At 66.5% G+C, this 14027-nt stretch carries 15 protein-coding genes and 3 pseudogenes; 7 read left to right on the top strand and 11 right to left on the bottom strand.

Annotation, left to right across the window (positions count from 1 at the left end; all coding sequences use genetic code 11):
• Positions 1–477: 477 nt before the first annotated feature.
• On the bottom strand, positions 478–888 hold the full coding sequence (locus tag ABIB25_RS28765) for an ArsR/SmtB family transcription factor (RefSeq protein WP_354531937.1): 411 nt from the start codon (positions 886–888) through the stop codon (positions 478–480).
• Between the two features lie 126 nt (positions 889–1014).
• Here ABIB25_RS28765 and ABIB25_RS28760 point away from each other — a divergent pair, with 126 nt between their 5' ends.
• Complete coding sequence (locus ABIB25_RS28760; protein WP_354531936.1) at positions 1015–3027, top strand: heavy metal translocating P-type ATPase; 2013 nt, start codon at positions 1015–1017, stop codon at positions 3025–3027.
• An 81-nt stretch (positions 3028–3108) separates the two neighbouring features.
• Here ABIB25_RS28760 and ABIB25_RS28755 read toward each other — a convergent pair whose 3' ends face one another.
• A complete protein-coding gene (locus ABIB25_RS28755) occupies positions 3109–3336 on the bottom strand; it encodes a hypothetical protein (RefSeq protein ID WP_354531939.1) in 228 nt (75 codons plus the stop codon).
• Positions 3337–3385: 49 nt separating this feature from the next.
• Between ABIB25_RS28755 and ABIB25_RS28750 the strand changes: the two are divergent.
• Positions 3386–3789: pseudogene (locus ABIB25_RS28750) on the top strand (aldo/keto reductase); the annotation flags it as partial.
• Positions 3790–3862: 73 nt separating this feature from the next.
• Here ABIB25_RS28750 and ABIB25_RS28745 read toward each other — a convergent pair.
• Together ABIB25_RS28745 and ABIB25_RS28740 are read right to left on the bottom strand one after the other, a co-directional pair.
• Positions 3863–4534 carry a hypothetical protein gene (locus ABIB25_RS28745; protein ID WP_354531935.1) on the bottom strand — a complete coding sequence of 224 codons (672 nt, stop codon included), beginning with the start codon at positions 4532–4534 and terminating at the stop codon, positions 3863–3865.
• Between the two features lie 35 nt (positions 4535–4569).
• Positions 4570–5685 carry an ATP-binding protein gene (locus ABIB25_RS28740; protein ID WP_354531934.1) on the bottom strand — a complete coding sequence of 372 codons (1116 nt, stop codon included), beginning with the start codon at positions 5683–5685 and terminating at the stop codon, positions 4570–4572.
• Between the two features lie 89 nt (positions 5686–5774).
• On the opposite strand from ABIB25_RS28740, the pseudogene ABIB25_RS28735 reads away from it, so the two are divergent.
• A pseudogene (locus ABIB25_RS28735) lies at positions 5775–6053 on the top strand (IMP dehydrogenase); the annotation flags it as partial.
• 141 nt (positions 6054–6194) lie between these two features.
• On the opposite strand, the gene ABIB25_RS28730 reads toward ABIB25_RS28735, so the two are convergent.
• Positions 6195–7418: a multidrug effflux MFS transporter gene (locus tag ABIB25_RS28730; RefSeq protein ID WP_354531933.1), complete on the bottom strand. Its 1224-nt coding sequence runs from the start codon at positions 7416–7418 to the stop codon at positions 6195–6197.
• Positions 7419–7593: 175 nt separating this feature from the next.
• Here ABIB25_RS28730 and ABIB25_RS28725 point away from each other — a divergent pair, with 175 nt between their 5' ends.
• From ABIB25_RS28725 to ABIB25_RS28710, 4 genes are all read left to right on the top strand, one after another.
• A complete protein-coding gene (locus ABIB25_RS28725; protein ID WP_354531932.1) occupies positions 7594–7728 on the top strand; it encodes a hypothetical protein in 135 nt (44 codons plus the stop codon).
• Positions 7725–8141 (top strand): (R)-mandelonitrile lyase, encoded by a 417-nt coding sequence (locus ABIB25_RS28720; RefSeq protein ID WP_354531931.1) that lies wholly within the window; start codon positions 7725–7727, stop codon positions 8139–8141. Before ABIB25_RS28725 ends, ABIB25_RS28720 begins: the two co-directional genes overlap by 4 nt.
• Positions 8107–8613 carry a carboxymuconolactone decarboxylase family protein gene (locus ABIB25_RS28715; protein ID WP_354531930.1) on the top strand — a complete coding sequence of 169 codons (507 nt, stop codon included), beginning with the start codon at positions 8107–8109 and terminating at the stop codon, positions 8611–8613. The genes ABIB25_RS28720 and ABIB25_RS28715 overlap by 35 nt, the downstream gene beginning before the upstream one ends.
• 135 nt (positions 8614–8748) lie before the next feature.
• Complete coding sequence (locus ABIB25_RS28710) at positions 8749–9180, top strand: TIGR03668 family PPOX class F420-dependent oxidoreductase (protein ID WP_354531938.1); 432 nt, start codon at positions 8749–8751, stop codon at positions 9178–9180.
• Here the strand turns inward: ABIB25_RS28710 and ABIB25_RS28705 are convergent.
• From ABIB25_RS28705 to ABIB25_RS28680, 6 genes and pseudogenes are all read right to left on the bottom strand, one after another.
• Positions 9125–9949: an aminoglycoside adenylyltransferase domain-containing protein gene (locus ABIB25_RS28705; RefSeq protein ID WP_354531929.1), complete on the bottom strand. Its 825-nt coding sequence runs from the start codon at positions 9947–9949 to the stop codon at positions 9125–9127. The genes ABIB25_RS28710 and ABIB25_RS28705 overlap by 56 nt on opposite strands.
• Positions 9946–10407: an iron chaperone gene (locus tag ABIB25_RS28700; RefSeq protein WP_354531928.1), complete on the bottom strand. Its 462-nt coding sequence runs from the start codon at positions 10405–10407 to the stop codon at positions 9946–9948. Before ABIB25_RS28700 ends, ABIB25_RS28705 begins: the two co-directional genes overlap by 4 nt.
• A 158-nt stretch (positions 10408–10565) precedes the next feature.
• On the bottom strand, positions 10566–12008 hold the full coding sequence (locus ABIB25_RS28695) for a phospholipase D-like domain-containing protein (protein WP_354531927.1): 1443 nt from the start codon (positions 12006–12008) through the stop codon (positions 10566–10568).
• A 107-nt stretch (positions 12009–12115) separates the two neighbouring features.
• Positions 12116–12886 carry a DeoR/GlpR family DNA-binding transcription regulator gene (locus ABIB25_RS28690; protein ID WP_354531926.1) on the bottom strand — a complete coding sequence of 257 codons (771 nt, stop codon included), beginning with the start codon at positions 12884–12886 and terminating at the stop codon, positions 12116–12118.
• A gap of 6 nt (positions 12887–12892) precedes the next feature.
• Entirely contained in the window at positions 12893–13453 is a 561-nt protein-coding gene (locus tag ABIB25_RS28685; protein ID WP_354531925.1) for a hypothetical protein, read from the bottom strand.
• 336 nt (positions 13454–13789) lie between these two features.
• A pseudogene (locus ABIB25_RS28680) lies at positions 13790–13930 on the bottom strand (cupin domain-containing protein); the annotation flags it as partial.
• Between the last annotated feature and the right edge of the window lie 97 nt (positions 13931–14027).

The following is a 14027-nucleotide window of genomic DNA, read 5'->3' as shown; positions in this document are numbered from 1 at the left end:
CGTTCCTCGAATTTGAGAATTAGTCTTCGCAAACCAATTCTCGCAATTCGGTCGGGCCATCACCCATTCCGACACGCAGTTTCGCTCATCGCTTTTCAGTTGGGTTATTCCGGCCAGGATCGGTTGCTCGGGCCCACGCCGGATTCAGGTCGCAATTCGTCACAACGGCGTTATGAATAACCCTCTATGTAGACGACGCCTGGTCGTTCTTCATGGCCATGAATGCGGTCTGTTCGTTGCCCATCTTGTTCTCCTCCATACTCATGGGGACTGACGTTCGACCTTCAAGAGTTCCAGCGTAATCCGATGGCCGCTGCTGTTTGCAGATCGCGGCCCGGTTCATGCTTCGTCGAGGTGGGGAAAAGGACCCTACGGGCAATGAGCAGAAGGGCGGCGGCGACGGGGACCAGGTCGAACAGCGCGACCATGATCGACAGCAACGCCGCCGTCTACGACCGGAAACGAATTTGCCGCCCACTACGTCAGTGGCGCGCTCGCCCGAGGGCTTCGATTGGCCTCGTCGTTGATCAAATCCTCTGCGTTGGAGGCACTGTCACCCAGTCTGACGTGCTCCGCGTGGTACACCGCCTCGTCCAGCAGGCTGGCGACGTGGTCGTCGTAGAGCGAGTAGGTGATGCTCCGGCCGTTTCGCTGCGTGGCGACAAGGCCCATGGCACGGAGCAGACGCAGCTGGTGGGAGACCGCTGACTGCTCCATCCGCACGGCTCGGGTGAGCTCGCCGACGGTGGCCGGCGCCTGCCGCAGTTGGGAAAGGATCATCAACCGGCTGGGAGCCGTCAGGGCCTGCAGGGTCGCGGCGATCGCAGTGGCACTGGCCATGGTCAGCCGCGCCGGTGGCGTCTCGCGCCCGTTCGTCCCGTGTCCCACGAGTCGAATCCTAGCGCCTTGGCACCACAGTGTATGCTGACAGATGAATACGTGTTCATCCTTGTGTATTCTTGGCCTGAGCAGCGGTGGCCGTCGGGCCCTGCAGTGTTCCCGGAAGGCCTACCCATGTCATCAACGTTGTCGAGCCCGGCAACCGCAACCCCGGCGTCCGATGGGGCGGCTCGTTCCCGCCGACTCGGCGGCATCCTGACGTTGCCGGAGGTTCGGTGGGCCTCCCTGGCTACCGCACTGTTCGCCGTCGGGGGCTTGTCGCAACTGCTGGGCGCACCGGCCGCGGTGTACTGGGCGCTGTATCTGGCCTGCTACGCCGCCGGCGGCTGGGAGCCCGCGCTGGCCGGGCTGAAGGCACTGCGCCGCAGGACATTGGATGTCGACCTGCTGATGATCGTCGCCGCGATCGTCGCCGCGGCGATCGGGCAGGTGTTGGACGGCGCCCTGCTGATCGTCATCTTCTCCACGTCCGGCGCACTGGAGGCCTTCGCCACCAAGCGCACCCAGGACTCGGTCAAGGCATTGCTCGATCTGGCCCCGGAACAGGCCACCCGCGTGCTGGCCGACGGAACCGAAGAGCTCATCGACACCGCGGTTCTGGAAGTCGGTGATCACGTCCTGGTGCGGCCCGGTGAGCGGATCGGCGCCGACGGGTACGTCGTCGACGGGGCCTCGGACGTCGATCAGGCCACCATCACCGGCGAGCCACTTCCGGTGGTCAAGGAGGTAGGCCACGAAGTGTTCGCCGGCACCCTGAACGGGACGGGCGCCCTGCGGGTCCGCGTCGCCCGCCGCGCGCAGGAGTCGGTGGTCGCACGGATCGTCGCCTTGGTCGACGAGGCCTCGGCGACCAAGGCCAGGACCCAATTATTCATCGACAAGATCGAGCAGCGCTACTCCCTACTGATGGTGTCCGCGACGCTGGCGTTGTTCTTCATCCCGCTGGCGCTGGGCAGTGCGTTGCAGCCGACCTTGTTGCGCGCCATCACTTTCATGATCGTGGCCTCGCCGTGCGCTGTCGTCCTGGCGACCATGCCACCGCTGCTGTCCGCGATAGCCAACGCCGGGCGGCACGGGGTACTCGTCAAGTCAGCGGTGGTGATGGAACAGCTCGCACTCACCGACGTCGTGGCGTTCGACAAGACCGGCACCCTGACCGAGGGCACCCCCCAGGTCACCGAAGTGCACGTGCTGCCCGACGCCGAGCTCACCCAGGACCAGTTGCTGGCACTGGCGGCCGGAGCCGAACGGCCCAGCGAGCATCCGTTGGCCGCGGCGATCGTCCGGGCTGCGCACGATCGGGATCTGACAATCCCGGCGGCTTTTCACTTCTCCTCGGCGCCGGGGCGTGGGGTCAGCGCCACGGTGGCGGGCCTGGGTGTGCACGTCAGTTCCCCGGCGGTGCTGGCGGAGCTGTCGTCGCGCGGCGGGCTGATCCCCAGGCAGGCAGCCAACCTGGTCGCAATGGCGCAGGAACGAGCCCTCACCGCCGTCGTCGTGGTCGTGGATGGGCGACCGGTCGGTGTGCTGGCGCTGTCCGATCGGCTACGCACCGACGCCGCCGACACCGTCGCGCAGCTCCGTCGGTTGACTGGGACCGCACCGGTGCTGCTGACGGGCGACAACGCCGCTGCAGCAATCAGATTGGGCATCGAGGTGGGGATCACCGACGTGCGGGCCGGGTTGCTCCCGGCCGACAAGGTGACCGCAGTGCAGAGCATGCAGCAGCAGGGCTCACGGGTGTTGCTGGTCGGCGACGGGGTCAACGACGCACCCGCCATGGCAGCGGCACACCTCGGTGTGGCCATGGGACGCCATGGATCGGACCTGGCAATGGAAACCGCGGACGCCGTGATCGTCCGCGACGAACTGTCCACCGTCCCGAAGATCATCGACCTCGCCCGCCGGGCCCGCCAGGTGGTGGTGGCCAACCTCGTCATCGCAGGCGCCGTCATCGCCGGGCTGGTCATCTGGGACCTGGTCGGTACCCTGCCCCTGCCCCTGGGCGTCGCCGGGCACGAAGGATCCACCATCATCGTCGGGCTCAACGGTCTGAGATTGCTCCGCACGGCCGCTTGGCGTCGCGCCGGTTCACCCGATGCGCCAGTGCTGCCTGTCATCGGGTGACTGGCAGTGAGCGCTTGTCCAGCTACGGCGGTCAGCTGGCCGGTGAAGCCGTCACCGATGACGATTCGAGTTCTGCCATCTTCAGCTATGGAGGAATTCAGGCTGCTTCTGCACAAATTCTGGGCTTTCACCGCCGACCAACCGTTGGATCTCCCTGGCCAGCGCATCGCTGGCGGAGCTGACGTTCTGCGAAAACGCCTGTCTCGCGATTGTTGCGGCTTCAGCTATCGCTCTTTTCGCGTCGTCCGATGCGGCTTGCATCGTGGCGGTGGCCTGCACCATGGCCTCTTTGGTGGTTCTGGTGGCCATCCTCGACGCTTCCGTGGTCCGGTCGCCGACCTCGGCGATCAGACCTTCTAGCCCGTTGGCCTCCGGCTGGCTGTCCGGCGCGATCCGCGAGGGTCGGGCGGTCACCACCAACCGCTCGGCGATGATGCCGCAGCGCTTCGACACCGCCGTCCCGGCCAACCGGGCCAAGATGCGCGCCGTGGAGCAGTTGGCCAGGGTTGCCGACCAGGCCGGCCTGACGATGATCCAACTCGCCCTCGCCTTCGTCACCGCGCACCCGGCCGTGACCAGCGCCATCATCGGCCCGCGCACGATGGATCACCTGCACTCCCAGCTCGCCGCCGCCGACACCGTGCTGTCAGCCGATGTTCTCGACGCGATAGACCACATCGTGGCGTCCGGCGTCGACCTGGCCGCCGACGAGAAATCTGATACCCGTCCGCTCTGCTCGACCCGACACTTCGCCGACGCTGATGCCGCCCTGCACGCGGCCGGAAGAGCCAGCCTGTTCTCCCACACCTCGACGAAGTCCCGTCGTTGGCCGGACTCAGTCGGTGATGGTGACCGTCATCGGTTCGCACACGAGACGGCGTCCGTCGCCCAGGAGAAGGGGCGCCATCAGCCCCCAGATCCCGGGCGGCACCGTGTATCCCAGATCCGGGCGGAAGCTGGCGGTGCCGACAAGCAGTGGGATGCGCACGGTTTCGGCTGGCCCGGCGGTGAAGATGACCAGTGGGAGGGTTTGAAAGCCCAAATATCCACCGACGGTGGTGCGGGTGACCGGGTCGATGATCTTGGCGGTGATCTGGCCGTTGGTGTGCACTTTCAAGGATCCGTTGCTCAGGTTGGTGACATCGACGTGGTGAACGGCAGTCTGGCCGCGCCTGATGTGGAGCGGACCATCGAGTTCGGCCCGCAGTTCATGAGGATCAGCCGGCGTGGCCGGCTCGCGGTCCTCCTGCAGTTCGTCCGTGCCATTGCCCGGCGGGTAGCGGAGCGCCCCGACCCGGAGGACAACAAATCTCCCGTAGCTCCGGTGGAGCCGCTCGGCCACCTCCTCGGCATCGGCGGACAGGTGGATGTCGAACGGCGGGTGGCAGAACTGTTGCCTGGTGGTCGGACTCATCTGCAGGACGCGGGGGCGGACGAGGCCGAGTTCGTCCAGGTCGTGGCGCAGTCGCTCCCAGGGCTCCGATGCGGCCGGGTCGGATGATTCCATCCGAACGGCACTCACTTTCCCGTCGGGCTGGCCCGCTACCCCTCCACGGTTGCCTGGTCGCGCAGGTACTGGCGCAGGTACGGCAGCGCGAAGTCGACGTAGCCGCGGCGCGTCGAGTAGATGAGTTCGGCCGCGATGAGTCGTAGCCGGTACTGGCTGGCGTAGTTGACGTCGACGTTCAACCGTCGCTGGATGTCCGCCATCTTGGAAGGCTCGTCGTCGTGCGCCATCGCCAGCAGGAAGGCCTTGTCGATGTCCGAGGCGGCGGCCAGCGCCGGTTCGTGGATCAGCGCCCCCAGCCGGCGTCTGGCTCTGATCACTCCCTCGGCCGCGTCATCGGCGGTGATCTCGTCCTCGCCCGGATGAAGCCGCCAGGTCTGGGCGCCGACGAGCTGCAGCAGGAACGGGTACCCGCTCGCGCCGTCGACCATCACCTGCAGGGCCGCGTCGCCGATGCGGCGGCCGGCGGCCTCGATCGGTTGGCGGAAGCCGCGTTCGACGTCGGTGCGTGCAACGGACCCGAGCGAGTGTCGCTCCGCCCGGCGCAGGAAGGTCAGCACGTCGTCGTTGACGACATCGCTGACGCTGGCCGCCAGACCAGCTCCGGCGAACGCGAGCTCGCGGCCTTCGCGGAACGCATGTTGCACCGTAGTGGCGAGTTCACGCAGCTCGGCCAGCTGGTTCTGATGGATCTCGTCGAGGGTGATCAGCACGCCCGTGCTGTGCTCGGCGAGCAGGTCCGTCAGCACGTCGAGCTGATTGCGCAGCCCGGCCTGCACGACGTGCCTTTCGACGGTGTCCCAGTCGACCCGTCCGATGCTCAACGGTGCCGTCAGCCCTTTCATCCGGCGCTGGACAGCCTCCGGGTCGAACTCGCGCAACAGCTTCGGCAGGTGCTGCTGGGTCATCCGCTCGATGAAGCCCGGGGTTGCGGTCTCGCTGACGACCAACCAGCCCTGCTCGTGGGCGCGGGTCTCGACTGCGTTGAGCATGACGGTCTTGCCCGTCCCGCGTGCACCGGTGTAGAGCGTCGCGCGGCCGGCGGAGCCAGGCCCGTCCTCGAGCGCTTCGACGAAGTCCTGGAGCACCGACTCGCGCCCGACGAGCAGCGGGGGGCTGACTCCGAAGCTGGCGTGGAACGGGTTCGGCATTCGGTCACCCTACCATTGCCGGTTAGAGTCTTTTAGACTGTTTAGAGTCGGCTAGATAGGCGCCCGCCGCTCTCGAGCAGATGCGTGACGAGCAGGCCTACCGCATCGTCCGACCCGGAGGCGTGATCAGCCGCGTTGGCGTCCCGCAGTACGAACAGGCTCCGGTCGGATTCAGCAGCCTCTTCGGTGGATACGTGACCCTGACCGGCGGTCCGGCCCCGGTGCGCGCCTACATCGAGACGCTGATGCCCGCCATCCTCGACGGCACCATCGATCCCGGCAAGGTCTTCGACCGGGTCGTGGGACTCGACAGGGTCCCCGATGCCTATCGGGCCATGGATGATCGCGCGGCCCTGAAGGTGATGATCACTTGCACAAGAGCGACCGGAAGCGTTCTCCGCGGCCGACTGGGACGCGCAGGGAAACAGAACTCGTCTATATCCGGCGTTCGACCACGACGGTGCCTGGCGATCCCGACCGCACACTGCGGTCGATGGGCAATGCGGCGGTCATCCGCGGGCCACCGCTCGGACGTCGTGGTTCTCGGGTCGGGTGAGGATCCGCAGCGCGGCAAGGGATCCGCTGGCCAGGACCAGGATCATAATGGCCATCGGGACCGCGGTGTGCTCCCCGCCGAGCCCAGCGATCGGGGCCACGACGCCGGCCATGCACCACTGCAGGAACCCGAGGACCGCCGACCCGGTGCCGGGGTGTTCGGGCACCTGCGCCGAGGCCAGGGCGCCGGCGTTGGGTCCGACGAGGCCCTGTGCGCTCATCAGCAGGAAGAACCCCACGACGGCAATGACCAGCGGGGTGTCCCACCACAGAGCCCCGATGAGCAGCAACATCCCGGCAGCGGTGGTGACGGCCAGACCCACCGTGATCACCGAGCGGGTGGCGACCCGGCCGGCCAGTCGCGCGGCGAGCAGGGTGGCCAGGGCCAGACCGACTGCGTTGGCAGCGAAGTCGACTGAATACATGATGGGCGACAGGCCGTTCATCGATTGCAGGACGAATGCGGAGGTTGCGACGTAGGCGAACGTCACGCCCATCGAGAAGGCCATGACGATCAGGTATCCGACGAAGCCGCGGTGTCCGATGACCTGGCGGGCAGTGAGCCCGAGTTGGCCGAGCCCGCCGCGGTGCCGGCGATCAGGGGGTAGCGATTCCGGCATTCCGGCGGCGACGGAGCCGATCATCAGCGCGCCCAGCGCCGCGACGACCCAGAATGACACCCGCCAGTGCGACAGCTGGAGGATCACCGCGCCCAACAGCGGCCCGAGGATCGGTGCGATGCCGCCGACCCCGGCCACCAGGTTCAGACTCCTGACCATCCGGGGGCCGTGGGTGAGGTCGACGATCACCGCTCGGGCGGTGACCATCGCCCACCCACCGGCCAGTCCCTGGACGAAACGGGCAGCCATCATCAGAGTGATCGTGGGGCTGAACGCGCACGCGATGGACGCGACCGTCATCACGATCAAGGCGAGCAGCAGTGGGATGCGGCGGCCCCGCGCGTCGGAGACCGGGCCGCCGATCAGCTGACCGAGGGCCATTCCGACGAAGAAGGTCGTCAGGGTGAGTTGCACCTGGGTCGCGCCGGCGGCCAGGTCGCGGCCGACCTGCGGGAAGGCCGGTACGTACATGTCGGTGGCCAGCGGCTCGATCGCGCTGACCAGCACCACCGTCCCCAGGACGGCTTTGGTCAACCTCACCGGCGTGTGCGTGAGCATCGCAGGAAGTCTCCGATCGATGCGGCGGGATGCGCCGATGGTGCGTTCATGTGGTGGTTTGTTCACACGGTGGTGCGTTCATCTGGCTGCCTCCATCACACCGCACCGGGTCCGCCGGGAGGAGTCCCTGCGGTGAGGTGTACCAACAGGGCATCCTCCGATCGGCTCGTGATGGATGAGGATCCTGCCGAGGTGCTGGCCGGCAACATCGACCTGGCTCGAATACGCACCCACCGGCGGCACCATCGACTCGCAGGCGTTGATCCGCGAGATCGCCGCCGACCATCAAGAAGGAGAGCAACGAGAATGACCATCGAGAAAAGTCAGCCCACCTACCCACTCGCCTCCGTGAAGGGGCCGGGCCAGATGTTCAATGGTGACGTCTGGTTCGACCAGATCGTCAAGGGTGAGGCGCCCTCGCGCTTGCGCATGAACAGCGTCCACTTCGCACCCGGGGCGCGCACGCCCTGGCACTCACACGCTGTGGGTCAGACCCTGTACATCACCGAAGGAGTGGCGCTCACCCAGGAGCGCGGGGGTCAGGTTGTCACCCTCCGCCCCGGACAGAGCATCAGCTGCCCGCCCGGGATCGAGCACTGGCACGGCGCCCACCCTGACCATCTGATGACCCATCTGGCGATCTGGGAGGCCCCCGAGCCAGGCTCGGGCCTCGAGGAGAGCACCTGGGGTGAGCACGTCACAGCGCAGGAGACAGGCGAATGAGCAGCGGGCATCCGGCCAACTCGCCTGCGATGCCGCGACCGCCCATCCCGGCTTGCTGGTCTCAGCCCTCGACAATGGAAGCCTCGACGTGGGGGGCGCCGGCGAAGTGCTGGTGCAGGCCGTGCCGTACGTCGGGATGGGCCGCGCAGACGCTTTCGCGCGGCTCACCTCCGAGATCCTCGCCGCCCGTGGACCGCAGCTGCCCTTTGTTTCCCGGGCCACCGCGACCACAAGCACCGCAGGGGATGCCGGGCTGCACATCCAGCGCCGGATCGTGGGTGCCGAGACCGTCGAGTTCGGAGGTTGCGATCCCCAGGTCGCAGCGCACGTCATCGGCAACCTCAACGTCGGCAACGATCGCGCGCTGATGACCGACGCCATCACGGCCGTCCTGCCCTGGATCGGCTATCGCCGCACCCTCAACGCACTGCGCGCCATCGATCAGGGAACGACTGGCCCCGCAGAGCTTTGACGGCAGCACTGGCGACACCGTGCCTTCTCGGTCGCAGCCTGGCCGGCCACTTGGCATACTCGCCGGAGAAACCACGAAGAAGGGGTGCCGGATGGTCACGGACAACTGCGACACCCCACCGACTGCGCGGTCCTGATGCGCCTCTCCGCGGAGGAAGCCCGAGCCCGGTTCACCCTCGAGCGGGTGGCCCGCCTGGCGACCGTCTCGGCTGACGGGATCCCGCACCTGGTCCCGGTCACGTTCGCCGTCCTCGGCAGTCGCATCGTGTTCGTCATCGACGACAAGCCCAAGAGCACAACCCATCTGCGCCGCCTCGACAACATCCAAGCCCGGCCGGGCGTATGTCTGCTGGTCGATGTCTACGACGACGATTGGAGCCGGCTGTGGTGGGCTCGGGCGGACGGTACGGCGTCCGTCCTGCCCACCGATGACGAGGCGGTCGACGCGCTCGCGGTCCGCTACCAGGCCTACCGCGAGCGCCGCCCGCGCGGACCGGTCGTCTCGATCGAGGTCACCTCCTGGACGGGCTGGGCAGCAAGCGACCTCGTAGCTGCACGGAGTGTGTGACGAATGAGCGTGCAGCGTCGGCCTCGCCGGCGCGGGGTGGCCGATGCGGATCCCAGCCCAGACTGCGCTCGTCGCGGACCTGCGCCAGCAACGGCCGCCAGCGCGGCTCGAGCGTCCGCAGCGCCCACTCGAGCGCGCCCGGCTTGCTCGTCACCTCTGCCGTGTGGAGCGTGTAGAGAATCCGGCTTGCCGTGACCACTGCATAGCGCTGTCCCCAGCCAATGGTGTCGATGTCGATCCAGGTGGCGAGTTCCTCGAGGAGGGTGGGGAGCGAAGTGGCTGCTTCGCCACGCATCTCGTCCGCGGGCACCGGCGGCATGAACGACGACGGAGTCGGTCCGGTGAGGGTGATGCCGTGTTCGCGCAGGATCCACCGGGTGTGGGGACGGTTGCAGTGGTCGTCCCAGTTCAGGGTGCGGTGGCCGCGGTCGTTGAACAGCCACTTCCGGCCGAGATGCTCCACCGAGGCGAGTTCGGCGATCGGTGCGTAGGACCCCTCGATGTCCTGGCACCACTGCTGTTCGCGTGTGGGGATCTCGTAATGTAGTTCCCGGAGCCGGGCAATCTGCGGTTCGGTGAGCCGGCCGTGGGTCGCGACGAGCCAGTCGCAGTCGCTGTGCCGGTCGCCGCTGCCGAGTGCGAAGGACCCCTGAACGTAGGCACCGGCGAGATTGTCACCAAGGATGCTTCGCCATCGTCCGAGCAGTTCGAGCAGGAGTTCGTCGAGGTCGGCATACGGCGTGATGACGTCGTTCGTGGCCAGGGTCACGATGCGGTCGGGGGGACTGCAGCCGTCATCAAGGAGACGATCTTCTTCTCGACGGCGGCGCTCCATGTCTGCAGTGCGAACGAAACCGGCCAGATCTCTCCGTCGTCCAGCATCGCAGCATCCTGGAACTCCAGGGTCGAGTAGCGGGAACCGAACTTGCCCGAGTTCTTGAAGCAGACAACCACCTTCTCGTCGACATTGGTATAGGCGGGCATCCCGTACCAGGTCTTGGGCGACAACTGCGGCACCGTGACGCTGATCGTCGCGTGGACCCTCTCGGCAAGCACGCGATCCTCTGGTGTCAGCTTCTCGATCGCGTCCAGTACCGCTTGCAGCCCATCGGCCCTCTTCGCCCCCTTCTTGCCCTCGGCCCGCAACTCCGCGGCGCGTTGCTTCATGGCGGCGCGCTCCGCCGCCGTGAAGCCGTCGGACGTGGTCTGAGAAGTGTTTGCAGCCATGACGAAGCAACCTTTCGCATCGGTCGGCGCGGCGCACTGCCGGGCACAGGGGTGAACGTTAGTCAGCGTCCGCGGCAGCCGCTTCTCGATTCGTGATCGAATTCGTCCCACCTTCTTCTGGACAGCTCGGCCTTCTCGTGGACAGCTCGGCCCGACCGTCAGCCGTCGACGAGCAGTCCGCGGGCAGGACCCACCAGTCGCTCGGTGCGGCGGGACACGGCGGGGAGGTGGGTGACCCGCGCAGTCGCCGGTAGATTGTTGTGTTGACGGGCCAGTTGGTCTCGCGCCAATGGAGCCCAGATCGTGTCGATCACCGTGGTCGGGTCTCCGTCGATGTCCGCCTCGGGGCGTTCGAGGTGTTCGGCCCACAGCCGGAGCCGGGTGCCCTTGGCCAGCGCCGGGTCCAGGGTGGCGATGTTGACTTCGGTGTCGTTGAACAAGGAATGTTCGTTGAGGTTGCCTGATCCGATGGTGAGCCAACGATCATCGATGATGCCCACCTTTGCATGCACGTACAACGCGCCGGTGGCCACCTCGTCATGGGATCTCACGGTGACCGGCAGGAGATGGCCCCGCCCGTTGTCTGCCTGCAAGAGGCGGCCGAGTTGTCCTCGGGTGGTGTCGGCACCGCTGCTGGGTCGCATGGGTAGGATGATCAGCATTCGAAAGTCGTTGCAGGGTGGCGTTTTGAGCTTCTCGATGAGAACATCGACGATTTCGGTCGACCACAAGAACTGATTTTCCAGGTAGATGAAGTTCTCGGCCGCGCGCAAGGCACGCAGGTAGCCGGCCAAGATCGAGAATTCTCCCTCGGGGGCGAAGCGATAGGTCTTTTCCGGGACGGTGCGCCACAACTGGACGGTCACGGCGCCGGCCGCTGGTTGCCGTATTGGTCGCGGGAGCGCTTCTCCGGCGACTTCCTGCCAACGATCACGGAAGTGCTCGGCCACGTCGGCAACGATGGGGCCCTGCAGGCGGGTGGTGACGTCGTGCCAGCCGGTCGCGCGGCGGGGTGGGTGATCGTGGTGGTCCCAGCGGTCCCCGTCGAGGTTCGACAGGTCGATGCCGCCGACGAAAGCTGTTTCGTCGTCGATGATGACGAGCTTCTCGTGGTGGCAGTGCAACGTTCGTTCACGCGCATCCAGGATGCACTGCACCTGGCTGCCGTCGGTCAGCGCGGCTCGGACCTCTTTCATCATGGGTCGGGTGGGTTTGAATGCCGGCAGCGGGGGACCGGCCCACAGGAGTACCCGAACGTCGAGCGTGCGGGCAAGATCCTTCAGAATGTCTGCCAATGTGGGGGTCCCGGCTTCACGCAGAAGCCGGAATTCCGGCGTGAGATGCCATCCGGCGATGTGTACGTGGGACTTCGCCGCCATCAGTGCCTCGTGCATCGCGGCGAACGCGGTCTGGCCGTCGATGAGCACTTGCACGTCGTTGCCGTCTCGGGGAGGACGACCTCCGGGAACCCACCACCCGTCGGTGCCCAGGGCCTTCGAATCCAGGGCATCCAGTTGGCCAAGTCGTCCGAGGCGGCGACGATGATGTCGCTCCACGGCTCGTTCCAGGCCACCGCCGACCAGGTCGTCGAACCTGCTCATTGCTGGTCCGTCTCGGCTCGACGTACTCGGGGTTCGCCACAGAATTCGCTGGTCACGATTGCACCTTATTGCACCGCCCGTACTTTGCCCTGACCATTCGTCCTGCGTCAGACGCGATGGACGAGAGGACCGGGTGCGGAGTAGCGCCGCGCCGCGTAGGCGGTCAGACCGCTGTCGGTGACGAGCGCCTCGAAATGGCGGACCTCGGCGAATCTGGAAAAGGTCTCGACGCCGAACTTGGTGTGGTCGCCCACGAACATCCGGCGCCGGGTGCGGGCGACGACGGTGCCCTTGATTTCCGAGACCGCCGGATTCGGGGTGGTCAGCCCGCGGGCGATGGAAATGCCGTTGGCCCCGAGAAGGGCCTCGTCGATCACCAGCGTGGAGATCATTTCGCTGACCCAGTGACCGATCGTTCCGAGGGTCGGGCGACGAAGCTCGCCGCCCAGCATGATCACCGTCACCGGATCGCTGCCCGCCAGCAGTGTTCCCGCCGGGAGGGAGGGGGTCACGACGGTCATCGGACGCTGCGACTTGACCACCCGCTCGGCGACCAGCAGTGAGGTGAAACCCTCGTCGACGTGGATGGTGGTGGCGTCACCGATCAGGTCGAATGCTGCTTCCGCGATCCGTTGCTTCTCCCGGATCAGCTGGTTGGACCGAAGATCCAGCGTGGACTCGAATCCGGCGTTGTCGATCGGGTAGGCGGCACCGTGAGTGCGCCGGATCATGCCGCTGCGTTCCAACTTGGTCAGATCTCGGCGGACGGTCTCGTGGGAGACCCCCAGCCGTTGGGCCAGGTCAGACACCTCGACCCGCCCACGATCACGGGTGTGGGCGATGATCCGCTGGCGTCGCTCACCGGCCTCGACAGACATGGCTCGTCAGCCCGACCGGTGGTAGGTCAGGGTGTACGACGAATAGGTGAGGATCAGCCGAGTGCCGTCGATCCGGTCCGTGACGGACGCGCCGCTGAGCAACTCCTCCTGCGCGCTGACGATCAACGGGTCGATCACCGGTGGGACTCCGTTGGGACCGCATGCGAGGCCGCTGCCGTAGCCGTCGCCGCTGAAGTCGAATCCGTCACTCGTCGCGGTCCAGGTCGCGCTGTCCAAGCCGCACCCACCGGAGTCTGTCGTGGCGGCGGATCCGCCCCCGTTCAGCTGTAGCGAGAACGGTTGTGCCTGAGGCACTTTCGCGATCTGGTTACCGGACGACACCGCATCGAGAACCCAGTTCACCCCCACCACATCGCGGGTCACCCGCACCCGGTAGGCATCGGCGTCCTTCAGGTGGAGAAGCCAGGCGGCCAGCAGGACCACGCCGACGGTCACCGCGATCAATCTCCGGGTCCGGCGTATCCGCGCTGACCGCCGGCGCCGGTGGCGGGTCTCTTCGGCCATCTCGGCGCCGGTGGCGGCAGGGTGCTCCCGCAGTTCCGACATCCACCCATCATCCCGCCCACCGCCGGGTGAGGACTGCGGACCTGGATAACGTTTCGGGTATCGGCCGGCACGATGCCGTCAGCGGCCCGCTGCGACCGACACCTCGATCCACGCCTCGAGGCAACACCGGGTCAGAACGGATGCTGCCCCGGGGTGCGGCGCATCGTCATCTACCTGGTCTCGGTGGAGATCACCGTGGAAACCGGATCCGTGGTGCTGATCTCGAAAGAGGACTACGACTGGCCATCGATGACCGGATCGAGACCATCGGTGCTCGCGGGCAGAGCGATGGATGATCTACCCGACCAGGTGGCTCTACCCGACATCTTCTGCCCCTCAACCTTTGAGCGACGGCAGGTTGATGACGATGGCCTCCTGCGTGCTGCGCGCTATCACGACGACGGCCTCGACATCCGGATCGTTGTTCTCCTCGCGATGCGGGGTGTAGGGCGGGACGAAGATGTAGTCACCGGGTGCCGCTAGTGTCGCGTGTTTGAAGTCTTCTTACGGTGGGCTTTGGCGAGGATCTGGTCGGCTGTTTTGGTCCAGATGAACGGGTGGCAGTGTTCGTTCC

Source organism: Nakamurella sp. UYEF19, from assembly GCF_040546275.1.
GTDB lineage: Bacteria > Actinomycetota > Actinomycetes > Mycobacteriales > Nakamurellaceae > Nakamurella.
This window is presented reverse-complemented; position numbering and strand designations above follow the sequence as displayed.

What these genes read in the sequence shown, in the direction of transcription:
- ABIB25_RS28760 (WP_354531936.1), top strand. Translation starts at nt 1,015, where the DNA reads ATGTCATCAACGTTGTCGAGCCCGGCAACCGCAACCCCGGCGTCCGAT.
- ABIB25_RS28755 (WP_354531939.1), bottom strand. Translation starts at nt 3,336, where the DNA reads ATGGCCACCAGAACCACCAAAGAGGCCATGGTGCAGGCCACCGCCACG.
- ABIB25_RS28745 (WP_354531935.1), bottom strand. Translation starts at nt 4,534, where the DNA reads ATGGAATCATCCGACCCGGCCGCATCGGAGCCCTGGGAGCGACTGCGC.
- ABIB25_RS28740 (WP_354531934.1), bottom strand. Translation starts at nt 5,685, where the DNA reads ATGCCGAACCCGTTCCACGCCAGCTTCGGAGTCAGCCCCCCGCTGCTC.
- ABIB25_RS28730 (WP_354531933.1), bottom strand. Translation starts at nt 7,418, where the DNA reads ATGCTCACGCACACGCCGGTGAGGTTGACCAAAGCCGTCCTGGGGACG.
- ABIB25_RS28725 (WP_354531932.1), top strand. Translation starts at nt 7,594, where the DNA reads ATGAGGATCCTGCCGAGGTGCTGGCCGGCAACATCGACCTGGCTCGAA.
- ABIB25_RS28720 (WP_354531931.1), top strand. Translation starts at nt 7,725, where the DNA reads ATGACCATCGAGAAAAGTCAGCCCACCTACCCACTCGCCTCCGTGAAG.
- ABIB25_RS28710 (WP_354531938.1), top strand. Translation starts at nt 8,749, where the DNA reads ATGCGCCTCTCCGCGGAGGAAGCCCGAGCCCGGTTCACCCTCGAGCGG.
- ABIB25_RS28700 (WP_354531928.1), bottom strand. Translation starts at nt 10,407, where the DNA reads ATGGCTGCAAACACTTCTCAGACCACGTCCGACGGCTTCACGGCGGCG.
- ABIB25_RS28695 (WP_354531927.1), bottom strand. Translation starts at nt 12,008, where the DNA reads ATGAGCAGGTTCGACGACCTGGTCGGCGGTGGCCTGGAACGAGCCGTG.
- ABIB25_RS28690 (WP_354531926.1), bottom strand. Translation starts at nt 12,886, where the DNA reads ATGTCTGTCGAGGCCGGTGAGCGACGCCAGCGGATCATCGCCCACACC.
- ABIB25_RS28685 (WP_354531925.1), bottom strand. Translation starts at nt 13,453, where the DNA reads ATGTCGGAACTGCGGGAGCACCCTGCCGCCACCGGCGCCGAGATGGCC.